This window comes from Mycobacterium sp. JS623 (assembly GCF_000328565.1).
GTDB lineage: Bacteria > Actinomycetota > Actinomycetes > Mycobacteriales > Mycobacteriaceae > Mycobacterium.
This window is the reverse complement of sequence record NC_019959.1, coordinates 135,111-149,259: the sequence shown is the minus strand read 5'-3', so window position 1 is coordinate 149,259 and position 14,149 is coordinate 135,111. Positions and strand designations below refer to the sequence as shown.

General features: G+C 68.1%; 24 protein-coding genes. 13 read left to right on the top strand and 11 right to left on the bottom strand.

Features of this window, described 5'->3' with window-relative positions:
- The first annotated feature begins 12 nt into the window (after nucleotides 1–12).
- Nucleotides 13–1,995: a hypothetical protein gene (locus MYCSM_RS35025; protein ID WP_015298283.1), complete on the top strand. Its 1,983-nt coding sequence runs from the start codon at nucleotides 13–15 to the stop codon at nucleotides 1,993–1,995.
- Between the two features lie 158 nt (nucleotides 1,996–2,153).
- Nucleotides 2,154–3,113, top strand: a complete 960-nt coding sequence (locus MYCSM_RS35020; RefSeq protein ID WP_015298282.1) for an MPT63 family protein — start codon at nucleotides 2,154–2,156, stop codon at nucleotides 3,111–3,113.
- An 83-nt stretch (nucleotides 3,114–3,196) separates the two neighbouring features.
- On the opposite strand, the gene MYCSM_RS35015 is transcribed toward MYCSM_RS35020, so the two are convergent.
- The 5 genes from MYCSM_RS35015 to MYCSM_RS35000 are packed head-to-tail and all read right to left on the bottom strand — an operon-like array spanning nucleotide 3,197 to nucleotide 4,411.
- A complete protein-coding gene (locus MYCSM_RS35015; protein WP_015298281.1) occupies nucleotides 3,197–3,409 on the bottom strand; it encodes a hypothetical protein in 213 nt (70 codons plus the stop codon).
- A complete protein-coding gene (locus MYCSM_RS37650; RefSeq protein ID WP_015298280.1) occupies nucleotides 3,406–3,558 on the bottom strand; it encodes a hypothetical protein in 153 nt (50 codons plus the stop codon). Before MYCSM_RS37650 ends, MYCSM_RS35015 begins: the two co-directional genes overlap by 4 nt.
- Before the next feature lie 54 nt (nucleotides 3,559–3,612).
- Nucleotides 3,613–3,933: a hypothetical protein gene (locus MYCSM_RS35010; RefSeq protein ID WP_015298279.1), complete on the bottom strand. Its 321-nt coding sequence runs from the start codon at nucleotides 3,931–3,933 to the stop codon at nucleotides 3,613–3,615.
- Complete coding sequence (locus MYCSM_RS35005) at nucleotides 3,930–4,154, bottom strand: hypothetical protein (RefSeq protein ID WP_015298278.1); 225 nt, start codon at nucleotides 4,152–4,154, stop codon at nucleotides 3,930–3,932. Before MYCSM_RS35005 ends, MYCSM_RS35010 begins: the two co-directional genes overlap by 4 nt.
- Nucleotides 4,151–4,411 (bottom strand): hypothetical protein, encoded by a 261-nt coding sequence (locus MYCSM_RS35000; RefSeq protein ID WP_015298277.1) that lies wholly within the window; start codon nucleotides 4,409–4,411, stop codon nucleotides 4,151–4,153. The genes MYCSM_RS35005 and MYCSM_RS35000 overlap by 4 nt, the downstream gene beginning before the upstream one ends.
- A 235-nt stretch (nucleotides 4,412–4,646) precedes the next feature.
- On the opposite strand from MYCSM_RS35000, the gene MYCSM_RS34995 reads away from it, so the two are divergent.
- The 11 genes from MYCSM_RS34995 (at nucleotide 4,647) to MYCSM_RS34940 (ending at nucleotide 10,173) form a co-directional block, all read left to right on the top strand.
- Nucleotides 4,647–5,528, top strand: coding sequence for a deazapurine DNA modification protein DpdA family protein (locus MYCSM_RS34995; protein WP_015298276.1), 882 nt, complete (start codon nucleotides 4,647–4,649; stop codon nucleotides 5,526–5,528).
- A 63-nt stretch (nucleotides 5,529–5,591) separates the two neighbouring features.
- Nucleotides 5,592–5,981 (top strand): hypothetical protein, encoded by a 390-nt coding sequence (locus tag MYCSM_RS34990; RefSeq protein ID WP_051074016.1) that lies wholly within the window; start codon nucleotides 5,592–5,594, stop codon nucleotides 5,979–5,981.
- Nucleotides 5,978–6,169, top strand: coding sequence for a hypothetical protein (locus tag MYCSM_RS34985; protein ID WP_015298274.1), 192 nt, complete (start codon nucleotides 5,978–5,980; stop codon nucleotides 6,167–6,169). Before MYCSM_RS34990 ends, MYCSM_RS34985 begins: the two co-directional genes overlap by 4 nt.
- A 205-nt stretch (nucleotides 6,170–6,374) precedes the next feature.
- Complete coding sequence (locus MYCSM_RS34980; RefSeq protein WP_015298273.1) at nucleotides 6,375–7,094, top strand: hypothetical protein; 720 nt, start codon at nucleotides 6,375–6,377, stop codon at nucleotides 7,092–7,094.
- A gap of 1 nt (nucleotide 7,095) precedes the next feature.
- The gene (locus MYCSM_RS36650; RefSeq protein WP_232425899.1) at nucleotides 7,096–7,722 is read left to right on the top strand and encodes a hypothetical protein; all 627 of its coding nucleotides are present in this window, start codon (nucleotides 7,096–7,098) and stop codon (nucleotides 7,720–7,722) included.
- Entirely contained in the window at nucleotides 7,722–7,973 is a 252-nt protein-coding gene (locus MYCSM_RS34965; protein ID WP_015298271.1) for a hypothetical protein, read from the top strand. Before MYCSM_RS36650 ends, MYCSM_RS34965 begins: the two co-directional genes overlap by 1 nt.
- Complete coding sequence (locus MYCSM_RS34960; RefSeq protein ID WP_015298270.1) at nucleotides 7,970–8,449, top strand: hypothetical protein; 480 nt, start codon at nucleotides 7,970–7,972, stop codon at nucleotides 8,447–8,449. The genes MYCSM_RS34965 and MYCSM_RS34960 overlap by 4 nt, the downstream gene beginning before the upstream one ends.
- Before the next feature lie 123 nt (nucleotides 8,450–8,572).
- Complete coding sequence (locus MYCSM_RS34955; protein WP_015298269.1) at nucleotides 8,573–8,830, top strand: hypothetical protein; 258 nt, start codon at nucleotides 8,573–8,575, stop codon at nucleotides 8,828–8,830.
- 167 nt (nucleotides 8,831–8,997) lie between these two features.
- Nucleotides 8,998–9,567 (top strand): hypothetical protein, encoded by a 570-nt coding sequence (locus MYCSM_RS34950; RefSeq protein ID WP_015298268.1) that lies wholly within the window; start codon nucleotides 8,998–9,000, stop codon nucleotides 9,565–9,567.
- Entirely contained in the window at nucleotides 9,564–9,779 is a 216-nt protein-coding gene (locus MYCSM_RS34945; protein ID WP_015298267.1) for a hypothetical protein, read from the top strand. The genes MYCSM_RS34950 and MYCSM_RS34945 overlap by 4 nt, the downstream gene beginning before the upstream one ends.
- Nucleotides 9,780–9,873: 94 nt before the next feature.
- On the top strand, nucleotides 9,874–10,173 hold the full coding sequence (locus tag MYCSM_RS34940; RefSeq protein ID WP_015298266.1) for a hypothetical protein: 300 nt from the start codon (nucleotides 9,874–9,876) through the stop codon (nucleotides 10,171–10,173).
- Nucleotides 10,174–11,031: 858 nt separating this feature from the next.
- Here the strand turns inward: MYCSM_RS34940 and MYCSM_RS37975 are convergent.
- The 6 genes from MYCSM_RS37975 to MYCSM_RS34915 all read right to left on the bottom strand — a co-directional run bounded on the left by MYCSM_RS37975 (nucleotide 11,032) and on the right by MYCSM_RS34915 (nucleotide 14,102).
- On the bottom strand, nucleotides 11,032–11,187 hold the full coding sequence (locus MYCSM_RS37975) for a hypothetical protein (protein WP_198345151.1): 156 nt from the start codon (nucleotides 11,185–11,187) through the stop codon (nucleotides 11,032–11,034).
- 66 nt (nucleotides 11,188–11,253) lie between these two features.
- Nucleotides 11,254–11,505 (bottom strand): hypothetical protein, encoded by a 252-nt coding sequence (locus MYCSM_RS34935; RefSeq protein WP_041316240.1) that lies wholly within the window; start codon nucleotides 11,503–11,505, stop codon nucleotides 11,254–11,256.
- Complete coding sequence (locus MYCSM_RS34930) at nucleotides 11,502–12,227, bottom strand: hypothetical protein (protein WP_157681640.1); 726 nt, start codon at nucleotides 12,225–12,227, stop codon at nucleotides 11,502–11,504. Before MYCSM_RS34930 ends, MYCSM_RS34935 begins: the two co-directional genes overlap by 4 nt.
- Complete coding sequence (locus tag MYCSM_RS34925) at nucleotides 12,224–12,469, bottom strand: hypothetical protein (RefSeq protein ID WP_015298263.1); 246 nt, start codon at nucleotides 12,467–12,469, stop codon at nucleotides 12,224–12,226. Before MYCSM_RS34925 ends, MYCSM_RS34930 begins: the two co-directional genes overlap by 4 nt.
- Nucleotides 12,469–12,909: a hypothetical protein gene (locus MYCSM_RS34920; RefSeq protein WP_232425898.1), complete on the bottom strand. Its 441-nt coding sequence runs from the start codon at nucleotides 12,907–12,909 to the stop codon at nucleotides 12,469–12,471. Before MYCSM_RS34920 ends, MYCSM_RS34925 begins: the two co-directional genes overlap by 1 nt.
- Nucleotides 12,910–13,205: 296 nt before the next feature.
- The gene (locus MYCSM_RS34915; RefSeq protein WP_232425897.1) at nucleotides 13,206–14,102 is read right to left on the bottom strand and encodes a hypothetical protein; all 897 of its coding nucleotides are present in this window, start codon (nucleotides 14,100–14,102) and stop codon (nucleotides 13,206–13,208) included.
- Nucleotides 14,103–14,149: the final 47 nt, after the last annotated feature.

Here is a 14,149-nt window from a genome sequence, read left to right as displayed (position 1 = left end):
GTGGAGGCCTCAGTGGAATCGTTCGCCCGTCCCTACATCAAGGCTGGCATCGCCGCGACGATGGCCAGCGCCATCGTGTTCAGCCCGCTTGCCGTCGTCAATCCACATCAGCTGACCGTCCCAGCCGTTCCGCACGTGACGGTCTCTGAGATGCAGCTCGCGGCGGTCATCAGCCCCGCCGACATCGCCGCCCTGGTGGCCAACCTCGATACCGCACTGCGCACGGTCGGTGACACCGTCACCTCCGTCGTCGACACCGCCGGCAACACTCTCACCGGGGCCCTGCACTCGGCCGCCACACTCAACGACACCGTGTGGGACCAGCTCATCGCCGCGGCCGCCGGCAGCCCACCCCTCAAAGCCGTGCTGGTCGCTCTGAAGTCGGCGTCTTCCGGAGGGCTCGGGCAGCTCGCCACGACGGTATCGACCGCCGGGGCCGCCATCACCTTGAGTACCGGCCAGGTCACCGAGATCCTGACCTCGGCAGTGACCGGGAGCCTGGGCACCGCCTTGCAGGCCGTCGCGAACGTCGTCAACGATCCGTTGGCCGCGTCGAACTACATCGGGCTGCTCGCCTCCCCTCTTGGGATCGCCGGCTTGGTTCTGCAGCACGGCGTCACCGGCGTCACCGACCTCGCCTCCAACGGCCTCACGCTGGCCAACTCCCTCGTCCACGGGGTGGGCTCCCAGATCACCAACGCACTGTCGGCGGTCAACGACCTGCTCGACGCCGGCAAGGAACTCACCGATATCGCACTCATCAACGGGGCGCTTACCGCGGTGCAAGGCATCGTGTCGGCGCCGGTCACCGCCGCCGTCGCCGGCGTCACCGGCATCTCCACGGCCATCTCCACCGCCGGGGTCGCCACTCTCGATCGACTCGCCGGCGGCGCGAACGCGATCATCGGAACCTGGCTGGGCAACGGCAGTGAGGCAGGCGCAGTACAGGAAGCTCTGTCGAGCATCGGCACCGCACCGCTGAGCCTGGCCAGCTACACCCACGCCGTGTCCGTCATCGTGGGTGCAGCCGGAACAACCGTGAAATCGGTTGTGGGAACGGCTAGCTCGTTCGCCTCACTGCCGTTTCGCGTCGGTGCCGACCTCACCGACACCGCGGCCGACGTGGTGAACTCGCTGGCCAACGGCCTTGCGACCGCAGCTACCGGCGTCCTCCAAGCTGCTGGAGTGTCACCACTGATCGCCGGCCTCCCACACACCCTGGCCGCTGCCGTGACCACAGCGGTCAAGGTGGCCGCATTCGCTGCCAAAACGACCCTCAACACGATCGCCTCGGCCATCGACTTCGGCCAAGCCATCGGCGGCGCCGTTACCTCACTGGCGGTGCCCACGGCGAAACTCAGCGCCACCGCGGCAACCGACGATGCCGTCGCCACCCCCAACTCGAGGCCACTTCACACACTGACCCTCAACACCGCGGACGTCTCACCGGCCACGGCAGAAGAGGGGAGCACCACCAGCCGGCATGCCGCACCAGAACCGGAGGCCCAGGGAGAGCACACAAATTCTCCTGCCGCGCAGACAGAAACAGCGCACGACAGCACTGCGGCGGGAAGCGAGGCAGCGACTCCGGCGACGAATACGGATACGGCCGAACCTGCACCCGTCGCCACGACCACGCCCGAGTCCGACACGACGCGCAAACCGACCACGCCGCGAGACACCCCAACGGCGACGGAGCCCGCTGCACAGCAACCGTCGTCGAAGGCCACGCCGGCAGCTGCTGAGGTCCCCACGACCAAGCTGACCACCAAACGAGACACGGCGACGGCGAAGACCGCAGACACCTACGGCCGCCACGCCGCGCCGGTCGACCGTGACGCGACAGCCTCCACGAGCACCTCGACCTCGACTGCTGCATCGGCAGGCGGGGGACGCCACCGCCGCAGCGATGACTCGACCAACACCGCCGGCAAACCCAATCCTGCGGCACACGACGGGGCGTCGTCCAACACCGAAAAGAAGGCCGCGGCCTGATCGCGAATTCAGGGAACCCCTACACACCAGCGAAACCCAGAAGGGAGCGCGCGGGCGAGTCACGGCGCAGCGCTAGCCAGCCTATGGGCGCCCGCTGATAGTTTTTACATTTGCTGCACACCGCCCCTCGCAGGGACGAAACCTAGGAGTCAGCTCGAATGAAGAATGCGACCATCTGCACCGGAGCCGCGTCGATCGCCCTCGCGATGGGGATGGGCCTGACCGGCGCTCCCATCGCCGCAGCCGACGTCACCACAACCACATTCGGGAACGAGGCCAGGCTCGTCGACGGCGCGGTGACGCAGGGCTGGACCGTCACCGGACTCAAGCCCAGCAGCGACGCCATTCCCTACCCCGTGCGAGGCACCCTGTGGGAGGCGACCGCGACAGACACCGCGATCTCCGGCGGGGTCACCCCGATCGTGTCCAACTTCAACGCCAGGGCCCGAAACGGAGACACCTACCGCGTGCTGTTCACCGTCGCCACACCCCAGGGTGTGAACCCTAGCGGGCTCGCCCAGGGGCAGCAGACGACCGGCAAGCTGTACTTCGACGTCACCGGAGCCAACCCGGACAGCGTCGTCTACAACGCCGCCGGCACTGATCTGCTGCTGTGGCTGACACCGCCGCCGGCACCCAGCACCGGTGGCGCCGGGACCTCGGGATCGACCCGCGGATCGGTCTCCACCCCCGCGGCGCCAGGTGCCGCCGCCGCGGCGGGCGGGCCGACGGCGCCGCCACCTGGAGTTGCGCCTGGCCAGCCCGCCGCCGCAACGGTGCCGGGCGCGCCGGCCGGCAGCGCTGGCACGCCACTGCCCACCGGCAGCTCGGGCACACCGCTCCCTGCTGGTAGCCAGGGCACCCCGGTCGACGGTGCTGCGCCGGCTGGCAGCACTCCCACCCTCCAGGCCGTGCCGCCGGCCGCTACCGGCAGCCAGGGCACCCCGGTCGATCCGGCGGCTACACCGGCGCCGGCGCCGCCTACCGCTCCCTCACCCGCGCCGACGACGACGGTCCCGCCGGCAGCCGCCACAGCGCCAGCGGCGGCCATGCCCGCCGGCAGCCAAGGGACGCCGGTGGCGCCGAGCACGACCGCAGTGGCCCCGCTGCCGCAGTAGCACCTGAGCAGCACGCGGAACAGCCGTGGTCGTCGGTGACGGCCACGGCTGTCTCGTTGAGGTTCGAGCCGATAGCGGCGGGATCAGCGCAGGTTTTTGAGTGCGTCGAAGACCGCCCAGCTGCCGCCGGTCCCCGCGCTGCCGGCTGCGGCCAAAACTGCTGCGGTCCAGATCATCCGCTTGATGCGCCGCAACAGCCGCAGTAGCGACAGCGCGACGAATACACCGACCGCGCCGATGACCACCATCAGCAGCGGGCTGTTCTCGATACCGGCGGAGTTCAACAGCTGCGTCATGAGCCGGTCACGACACGTGCGGCCGCGGCCGCGGCTTCGGCGCAGTGCGCATCGGTGACCTCTGAGTCCTGCGCGGCGTGACGGCTTTCGGACTGAGGCTCAGCAGCGTCCGGCGTCGGTGAATCTTCGGGTTTGGAGTGTCGGCCCATGCCGTTAAATCCTGTTCCTGGTTGATGATTCGGAAAAACTATCGTGCTCTCGTTTCACCGGACGAGCTGCGCCTGCGCGGCGGTCAGTTCCCGGCGAGCGGTCTCAATCAGTGCGGCGAGATCGCGGCCGCGCTCGCCTTCTGCGTACTCGACGTCATAGACCGGGCCGGACAGCTCCGCCAATGTGCGCGCCGCTTGTCGGGCCGCGCCGATCGCCGCCTGCAGTTCGTCACCGAGGCGGGCCCGCAGCTCGCGGACCGCAACCTCGTGGTCAGCCTCTGCGGCTGTCAATCGTCCTGCTGCACGGTCGGCGGCGTTCTGTGCCGCAATGCCTTTGCGCACGAAGTCGCTGATGCCCTGAGCCGACGTGGTCATCGTGACGCCCCGTGTACACCAGCGGCGGCCGCCTCGGGCGACACCCCTTGCTTCCAGCTGTCGTAGAAGCCGTCGAGTGAATATCCGTCAGTGTCGGCGTCGCCGTCGGCGCAGTGCCCGAGGATCTGCTCGACGGCTGCGATCCAGCGTTCCCACGCGGTGGGCTCACACGCGGCTGACTCGTAGGCCCACAGGTCGGCGTGGTCAGTGCCCGCGCTCACCGCTGGGACCTGCCCGTCGCCGGAACGGGTGCGGGGTCATAGCAGGCCCGGTGACCGTCGTTGGAGTAGTGCTCGGTGGCGCCGGCGCATCCGCGCGGGCAGCCACCGGTGTCGGTGCGGCTTGCACCAGAGTGCGGGCAGACCCCACGCTGACCGCCGTCCTGGCCGTCGTCGAGGTGGTGAGTCGGCAGCGCGTCGTCGGGGAAGAACCCCTCGCCGGCCGGGATGAACTCGTCGAGCAAATCGTGCTGCATCATGGTGTCCCCTTCGGAGTTGTGAGGCGATTGTCCCTCGGAGGGCTGACACCGCGGGCTATCAGACCCTGGCGGGGGCGAGCCATACCCACACCACCGCCCATCCGGCACCGGGGTGGGCGGTGGTGTGTAACCCGTTGTGAGGCTGGCTGTTTTGCGTCGGTGTCGTCGGGTAGTGTCTGTGGTGAGGGAGCACGCCATACGGGTGGGCTCGCAGACCCGCCAAGGGGTTTGAATCATGGCTGGACCGGTTTTCTACCTGGGTACGCATATGGACGGTTGGTTGGCGCACGTGGGGGTGCCGCTGTTCGTGTCGCATCGCCGGTTGGCTCGCCGCAAGACGTTGCCGGTGGCACGGTCGGGGTGGGCGCTGGATTCGGGTGGGTTTTCCGAGTTGTCGCTGTACGGGGGGTGGCGCACGACGCCCGAGGAGTACGTCGCGGCGGTGAAGCGCTATGACCGGGAGATCGGGCAGCTCGAATGGGCGGCCGGGATGGACTGGATGTGCGAGGACGCGATGATCGCGCGGACAGGGCTTTCCGTGGAGGAGCACCAGCGGCGGACGGTGGCGAATTTCGTTCTCCTGGAGCAGCTCTGGTTTGAGGACGACGACGCTGACGTGGCGCCGGAAGCACCGTTCATGCCCACCGTTCAGGGCCAGGACGTGACCTCGTACTTGCGGTGCTGGGATATGTTCGGCGAGGCCGGGGTGGATTTGAGCAGATACCCGTCGGTGGGGGTGGGATCGGTGTGCCGGCGTCAGCACACTGGTGAGATCCGGGAGGTGCTGGAGGCGCTGCGGGACCGTGATCCGGGGGTTCCGCTGCACGGGTACGGGGTCAAGACTCAGGGGCTGCGCATCTACGGTGACTTATTGGCCAGCTCGGACAGCCTGGGGTGGTCGCTGAACGCGCGAAAGAATCCGCGGCTGCCGGGGTGCACGCACCAAAAGTGCTCGAACTGCCTGCACTGGGCGCTGCGGTGGCGCCGCGGCCTGGTGGCCGGGGGTGGGTGCGAGGAGCACGGGGAACCGTGCGACGGCGGGTCATGGTGCTGGCAGCGCCAGCTATGGGAGCTAAAGCAGGCCCGCGCCGCGGCGGTGGCGGCCGCGGCAGCCTGACGACGTAGAGATGGGCCGGCCAGCCGGGCGGGCCCGACGATCCCGAGGGAAGGGGAGAAGACGATGAGTGAGCGACTCGACAGGGCTGACGCCGAGGGGTCTGAGCCGCGGTGCATCTTGCCCGGCTGCAGGAATCGAGCTGACGAGCAGGGCATGCCGTGTGCTCAGTGTGCCGCGGATTTCGGCGACCATCTACGACAGACCGACAGGCCTGCGATGACCGCTGAGGCTCAGGCTGAGCGGGACGCACAAACCCACGCCGCCTATGCGGTGCTGCTGGCCGGCGGCGATCCCGCGCGCGTCGCCGCGGTGAGCGGCCACCCGATGGTGCGGGACGGCAAGGTCGGACCGGAACGCAAAGCCAATCAGCGGTGCTGGATGTGCGAGCAGCGACGCACGTGTACCAGGCAGGCCGCCGGCTGGGAGTGTGACGTTTGTCTGCAGATCACATGAGCGCAGCGTCAGCGGAGAGCGGGGAGGCTGGCTCGACCAACCTCGGGACCACCGGTGCCGGCGTGCCCGAGGTGCACCGGCACTACGGGTACTGGATCGACCGGGAATGGGGCCGTGCACGCTGCTACGGATGCGGCTTCCAATTCGCCGGGACCGACGACACCGCCGAGGACTGGCAGCCGGCCTAACCTTCGGCGGGGCCTTCGGCGGGCATCCGGCAGCCGAGCCGAACCACCACCCCACCCGGCACGGGGTGGGGTGGTGGTTCGTGTAGGGCGTTGGGGGCGTGCGGTTTTCTGTTTTGGGCTAACGCATGTCGGTGGGTGTTGGTAATCTCTTAGGTGTTGGGCAGGCCACTCGGGTCGGCCCGGAGATTCCCGGAAGGGGAGTGGCATGACTGCTGTTTTGGAGCCTGTGGCGGCGGATCTGGTTGTCGAGTCGCAGCTGAACACCATGACGGCCAAGGCGCTGTTCACCGCCCTGTCGGATGCCCTGCTGTTCACGGCCCCGGCGTCGGCGAAGATGCCGATGCTGGAAGCGGTGCGCCTGGAGTTCGGTGGCGGTCAGCTGGTCGCGGTCGCAACGGATCGGATGGCGCTGGGGGTATCGAAGGTGGCCTACAGCGGGGCGCCGTTGACGGTGATGATCGCCGGGGGTGATGCCAAGGCCTTGGCGCGGATGGCGAAAACGGGCAAGCGAGACGAAGCGTCGCGCACAGTGATCATTGACGTCGCCGATGCGTTGACCGAGTTGACGTTTCGGTTCAGCACGGGCGAGGTGATGGTCGTCCAGGGGTTGGATGTGCACTTCCCGAAGTGGCGGTATCTGCTGCCCTCGGATGCCTCACGAATGGGTGGCATCGTCGGGATGGGCTATAACGCAGCGCATTTGAGCAGGTTCACCAAGGCCCGCGCGGAGGAGCAGGCGGCCGGGGTGCAACTGGTGATGTTCCCCTCTGTGACATCGAGCGGGAAGCCTGGGCCTACGGCCATCACCATTGGGGCGGACTTCTTCGGGCTGTTGATGCCGGTGCGCCCGCCGGGTGACGAGTGGCTCTTTCACCGGCCGGGCTGGCTGGACACGGCCACCACGGACATGGTGGGGGTGCGCTGAGATGGGGATGGTCACGACTACCGACACGTCTGGTGCGATGGACGCGCAGCTGGCCGCACTCACGGCGCGCCAGGACGCGTTGCGTGCGGCGATCGAGCGGCGCGCGACGGAGGTGGTCCGGGCGTGGATGATCGCGCAGGGCCGGACCTGGCTGGCGGTCGAGTTCACCAAGACGCGCCCCGAGCCGCCGTTCGACGCAGATGCAGCGCTGGCCGCTGCGGTGGCCCAGCTGCCCCGCAGCGCGTTCGGGTGTGGGCTGGACGTGCGTGGCAGCTTCATCGTGCGTCTGGCCGATCTCAACGCCGTGTTGCGGCGTGCACACGACGACGCGGCCGCCGATGCGGACCGCGCGCGGCTGGAGATGGTGCTGGTCGTCGACCCCGACGGCGGCACCGATGCGACGCTGTTCCTCGACGGCGTGGAGTTCGACGACTTCACCGAGTTCGTCGTCGATGCCGGTCGGGGCCACACCTTCAGCGACTGGACCGAGTCGCGTGATGAAGCGATCGCGGTGGCGTCTCCGGCTGCGGCTGCTCTACTGGCGGCGTCGTTCGACTATCCGCCGGGACACCGGTACATCGACGATGCGCCCGATGGCTGGCCAGTCGAGACAGGAGGGTCACGGTGATGGTCGATTCCCCTGTGCCCGAGACGAAGACAGTGGTGATCGAGTGGACCGAGGAGTCGCGGCACCGGGTGACGGTGCGGGTGCCGCTGGACTTCGACGCCGATGAGTGCGACCTCGGCGACGGTTTAGCGGAGTTGAACGATGACGGGTTCCTGGGGTTAGAGCGCAGTGGAATCGAGGTGCGCGACGCGCACCCCGATCCCTCGGCGGAATTCTTCGACCCGCCCCGGTACCAGGGAGCGGGATCGTGAGCAGCCATTACGAATGGGGTCACGCCCGCACGGGGCTGTACCAGCTGGTGACGCGCGAATCGGCACCCGAGCAGTGGCACGTGCCCGAGCCGGATTCGGGTGGGCCGGTGACAGCCGCTCACGCCCTGGGCTTGTTCACCGAGAACGGTGACGGCACGGTGTTGCAAGGCGAACCCGGCGAGATCCTGGACTATGTCGATCTGGTGCACGCCTACGCCCACTGGGAACTCGACGATCTGATCGAGTACGACACCCGGCCGTGCGCGCTGTGCGGTGACCAGGTGCGTGCGCTGTCCTCGCGGGACTGGTGCGATGCCTGCGAGGCCACCGTCATCCCTGGTGACGTGTGGCGGGCATTCCTGGCCCAGGAATCACTGCTCGACGACGAGGCGCCCGGCCCGGTGTCGCTGTCAGCGGTCGTCGGTGAGTTGCGGCGCATGATCGCCGAGCACCAGCAGGCCGACGGGGGCGGATGACGCCGCGCCCAGATCCGCCGGCAGAAACCGCCGGCGGATCTGGGCCGCTCGGCATCGCTATCGGCTGTCGCGCTTCGGGGCTAGCATCCCGATTCGTATCCGCCGAGCACGAAGGCCACCGCCATGTCCGCGACCTCGATTCCGAACCCTGCTGCGATCCTGGCTGAGGCCCGGCTCAACATTCACTCAGCGGTCGCCGAGCACGGCAACCGGCGCCGGATGTTCGCTCACCACGCGGCGACGTTGTCGGCCGATGCAGCGCTTCATCCCGACGTCGAGGCGTCGCAGTGGTCGACCGCGCAGCTGTACCTCGACGAGACGGCAGGGCTGCTGGCCCTGGCCGACGAGGAGATGGCTGCCGCGCCGAGCTGCCCGGCCTAACGACGCGCACCACCCATGCCCCACCCGGCACCGGGGTGGGGCATGGGTGCGTGATGGTGTTGTGCTGGAGCGTGATTCGTAGCGCTTACGTCGGTGCGGGCGGGTAGACTGACAGGTGTTGGACAGGCCAGCGGGGCCGGTCCGGATTCCCAGGGAAGGGGAGCGTTGTGACTGCTGCGGTGTTGGGGTCGCGGGTGGTGGATCGGATGCCGATTCCGGCGGGTCTGGTGACGCGCACGATGGTGGTGGTTCGCCCGGTGGCTGGTCATGTGTCGGTCAGCGATGCGCGTACGGATCTGGCGGTGGTGTCGGTGCAGTGGGGCGAGATCTTCATGCGGTTCACCTCCGCTGAGCAGGTGTGGACGGTGTTGGCCGCGTTCGGCGCGGTGCGGGAGGCACTGCGCGGCGCGGCGGGGACGGCGCCGCTGGAGTCGGTGAGCAGCGAAGCGTGGCCGGGGTACTCGGTGGTGTCGGTGACGTGGACGCGGGCGCCGGAGTGGTCGGTCGTTCCGCAGTCGAGCTATGACGAACGCCGTCGCCGCGCGGTGCACTACGTGGACGTTCACATGGGGCCGGTGCAGTGGCGGATAGTCGACTGGGCTGGTTACGAGGCTGCTCTGGCGCTGCTGCGCAATGCCCACCGTACGGCGGTGGCGGTGTGTCGTGACGGTGGCCGATTCAGGGCCGACCCGTCGAAGCTGGATGCGTTCACCGAGACGGCAGGGGTGCCGGCATGATCCGCCGGGTCACTGGTAGCGCGGTGCGCCTGGTCCGCTCGGCGGTGATCGTCGCGGTCCTGGTGGGTCTGGCCAGTCTTGTGCTGCGGGTGCCGATGGACGCCGCGATGGGCTACGGCTTGCTCGGCTGGTGGGCATGGGCACTGCTGCGCGGGCCGGTGCGGGTGACACGCCGTCGCCTCGGACGTGGGCGGGCCAGGGCGAGCGCATGAGTGGTCTGACAGATGCCCGCCGCTGTCCGTCCCCGACATTACGGTTGGCCCCGCCGATGATTACCGGTCACACAGGAGTAGGAGAACGCGCATCGTGAACCCATCTGAGCAGTACCGCAGCGCTGCCGCTGAACTGACTGAGCTGGCCGCAGCGCTGGAGGGCGGTCGCACCGACGCCGACACCGCGCTCGGCATCACGATTCGCGTCCTGCAGCAGCTGGCCGAGGTCGAGCCGCAGCGAGGCACCGCCGAGGCGATACATGGCCTGGGGGAGCGCCTGCAATCGGGCGGAACGATCAACCCCGACAAGTTGCGTGAGATCGCGGCGACACAGCACAGGGTGGCGCAGAGCCATGACGATCTCGCGAACCAGATGAGAGGACTGTGGTCCTGACCGAGTAACCCATTCTCGGCGCGCGGAGCGCGCCCCACCCGATGCCCCGCAGGCACCCCCGGCCTGCGGGGCATCGCCACATCTGGACTGCATCAACCGAGGCGCGGAGCGCCACGCAAAGATGCTGAAGTGCAATGGGTTTACAGTAAAGAGTGTATGATGACGCTATGGCATTGAGCACCAACACAATTCGCGTCTACCGCGCGAGCGGTAGCAGCAACCGCGAAAGCGGTTGCAGCGCAATGCATAACGACGGATTGACACGCAACGATGCAACCGCGGCACCGCGTCAGCGGTGCGAATCACGAAATCCAAACCGCAGCAACATAATCGGAGACAACCGCGTAAGCGGTTGGCGCGCAGCCTAACTCGCGGGCGGGCTTGCCCGCCCGGTCATGGGAGCCGGCGCAGCCGGCTCACGTCTGTCTTCGTGAGCCGGCTGCGCCGGGCTCCCATGACCGGGCGGGCAAGCCCGCCCGCGAGTCACCCTGTCCGCCAACCGCTTACGCGGTTGTCTCTGATTGTGTTGCTGCGGTTTAGGTTTCGTGAATCGCACCGCTGACGCGGTGCCGTGGTGGTGACGTTATGCCCGCATCCCTTGTTCTGCATTGCGCTGCAACCGCTTTCGCGGTTGTCGCTACCGCTTGCGCGGTAGGTGCGAATTGCTTTGCTGCTCAACGTCATAACTCTATCGTACACCACATTATCGAAACTTGCTGCATTCCAACATATTTACGATTCGACCATCGTCGCTCGCGCGCCGAGAGTCCAAAAAGGTTTGGATATGACGGTGCCCGCAGGCGGGGGAACCTGCGGGCACCGGGGGGCAGGCGCGCTCCGCGCGCCGTGTGGGGGTTCTCAGCGGCGGTCGTAGTCGCGGCGCTGGCTGGCTACCTCGCGGCGGTCCTTGCGGCGCTGCTTGCGCACCGCGCGTTGGTGATCGCGCTTGTCCGTGGGTAACCGCCATGCACCCGTCCAGGCCGTCACTCCCGCGGTCTTGGTCACCTCAGCCATGGTCATCACTTCCCCTATCGAGAACTCCTAGGCCCGCCCTGCTGGCTTGCCCCAACACCGCACACGTTACCGGCGGCTACCGACACCGCTGAAGATCTGCGAGGCCTCCCGCAGCTGCATGACCCTCCGTTGGCGGGTACGCGAGTCCATGCACACCAGAGAGCTGTAGGCCTCCACGATGGAGGCCAGCACCAGTTGGTCGCGGCGGCCCAGCCCCTCGGGGGTGTAGCGCAGCCGGTGTGCCAGTTCGCGCGGGTCAGTGGGATCAGGCCAGCACGTGTCGTCGATGCTCAGATAGCCGCTGGGTTGTTCGTTCACCGCTGGGCTCCCGGTTCCCCGCCCATATCGGTGTCCGGCCACACCAGCAGATTCGAGGCCACGACGTCGAGGTACTGCGCGGTCGCGTCGTTCTCGTTGATCGCGCGAAACGTCGAGGTCTCGCCGGTCATCAGACTGCGCACGCTGAACAGCCGGCGCCCCTCCTGCCAGCCCTCACCCCGGTAGTGCGCCCCCGGCGGTTCGTCGGTCTCCGGATCACCGTCATAGACGGCCCCGTCGTTGATGAACACCCGTACCCGGCCCGTCGTCTCTGCGGTGTCGATCTGCACCACATGCGCGTCGTCGAAGGCGCTGGCGAAGTCCGACACCTCCACCGCGGCGGACCGATTCTCGCCGCCGCCGTCGAGGACCAGTCCCGCCAGCCGCTCGGCGCGCTCAAGCAGCTCCTCGACGATGCCGAAGTCTTCCTCGTCGTGCGCCGCGGCGTGCCGCCACTGGGCCAGCACCGCACGCACGCCCAGCGCCTCATATCGGCGCAGCACGAACGGGCGGGCCGGGCGCAGCTCGTCGGCCACGTAGCGCACCTCTATGCCCTCCAGCGCGCCCGTAGCGGCATCAACCTGGCGGACGTCGCGCAATACGCCCTGGACGCCGACGACGCGATACAGCGGGCCATCCAGGCGACCGCTGCGCTGATCCTCGACCAGCTCGACGTCCGCACCCGTCGGGAACACCCCGGCGGGCAGCTCGCCCCCGCTCACGCTCCCACCCACTCGTTGCTCAGCCCGACCAGCTCGGGCCGTTGCGGGCACGCCAGCACCGTCACCTCGTAGCAGTAGCCCAGCGAGCCGTCGGTGCCGTGGCCGTCGCCGGTGAACTCCTCCAGCCGCTCCCACAGCTCCTCGACATCCGCGAACGGCTCCACGGTGACCGTCTCCACACGCTGAGACTCGTGCCCATCGCTGTAGGCGTTCTCCACCTTGATCGTCAGCTCCAACGTCATCAGTGCTGCCCGCCCGCATGCGCAGCCAACACCGACCGCCGTGCCAGGACATCGCTCGACGCCGCGGCGAGCCCCTCCAACTCGTCGAGCTGCTCCACCGACAGACCCGCGCTGCACTCACCGTCCCCGCTCAGGAACACCGCCACCCCGAACACCGGCATCCGCAGCCGCGCGGTACGACTGGCGGCCATCGTCGCCACGACATTGACCGCCGCAGACACCGCGGCACGGTCGTCGAGATCGAGGAACACCAGCGCCTCCTCGTCACACCACAGCTCCAGCCCGTCGGCCAACGTCACCAGCTGCACCACCTGACAGCCGATCTGCTCGCACAGCATCCCCACCGGACTGCCATGCTCATCGAGCACCAGCGGCACCCGCTGCACGGTCCCGTCCAACGCCACTCGCAGCCCCACCTGCACACCATCGACAACGCTCACAGCACTTCCCCTTCCCTGGGAACTGTGGGCCAGCCCGATCGGCCTGCCCAACACCCATAACCCTACCGCCGACCACCGACAAATGCCCGACTCAAAACGCCTGCACCACCGCCACTTCCGCCAACCCACTCCCCACCCCTGTGCCGGGTGGGGAGTGGGGGCCGGCCAGACATGGCAGTGCCCGCCCGGCGGGTGAGCGGGTCGCCGGGCGGGCACTGGGGTGGCGGGCCGGCGCGCAGCACCGGAGGGGAAGTTGTTGGGGACTTCTCCGGCGCGCGCGGCACGACCCGCAAGATTTACGCGGCGTCCGCCTCCTCGTCGTCGGCGATCTCGGCCAGGGTTCGGCCGGCCCGCAAGATCTTGTCGGTGGCGGTGAACACCGCTCGGATGTGGCTATCGGTGACCCGCTCGTCGCCCAGCCAGTGCTGTATGTAGGCGCGCGACTCCTCCGGCGCCCACTCGGTCAACTCGAGTTCGTGGGCCAGCAGGTAGGCCACCGCCTCGGCGCCGAACTCCTCGACACCGCGGCTGCACGGGCTCTCCCCATCGCCCAACCCTGTTGTGTGGCCGAGCATTACATGCCCGCACTCATGAAACAGTGTTTTCAGGGCAAACTTCGCCACCGGGCTCACCGCCACGTTGCGCTCGAAGCTGTACCCCTGGCAGTTGCCGTCGATGAGCGCGTATGGAACCTGTGTGATGTCCAAGGCGGCCAGCGCTCGCTGGGCATCCCACGCGGGCAGCTCGGGCCACTCGATCTCCGGGCCCACCGTGTTGGAGTACGGGAAGGTGCTACGGCGCAGCACGAATCGGACAAACTTGATGGCCCGCTCACCGGTCTCTGCATCCTTTTCGTACACGGGACGCGGGTGCCGCACGAAACGAGCACCGCCTTTGACCGGGATGCGGCCCAGCGCCTTCCAAACCTTGAACGGCGCGCACGGCTCGGTCACACCCTGCGACAGCAGCAGCAGCTGATTGGCCAGCGAGTACTGATGAAACCGGCAATAGGTGTCACCGAGGCGGCCCGGCACGGTCATTGCCTGTTCGAGCAACGCCCGCCAGTCGACGTCGCCGTCCTGGTCGACGGCAGGCGCGTCACGCGCTCGATCGTGGGTGCAGTCATGGCAGTCCCCTTCCGGGATTCCGGGGCCCGCCCAACTGGCTTGCCCTACACCACGAACACTACCCACACCCACCGACAACTTGCCGCCGTCACACCGATAAGCCCCCTTATCGG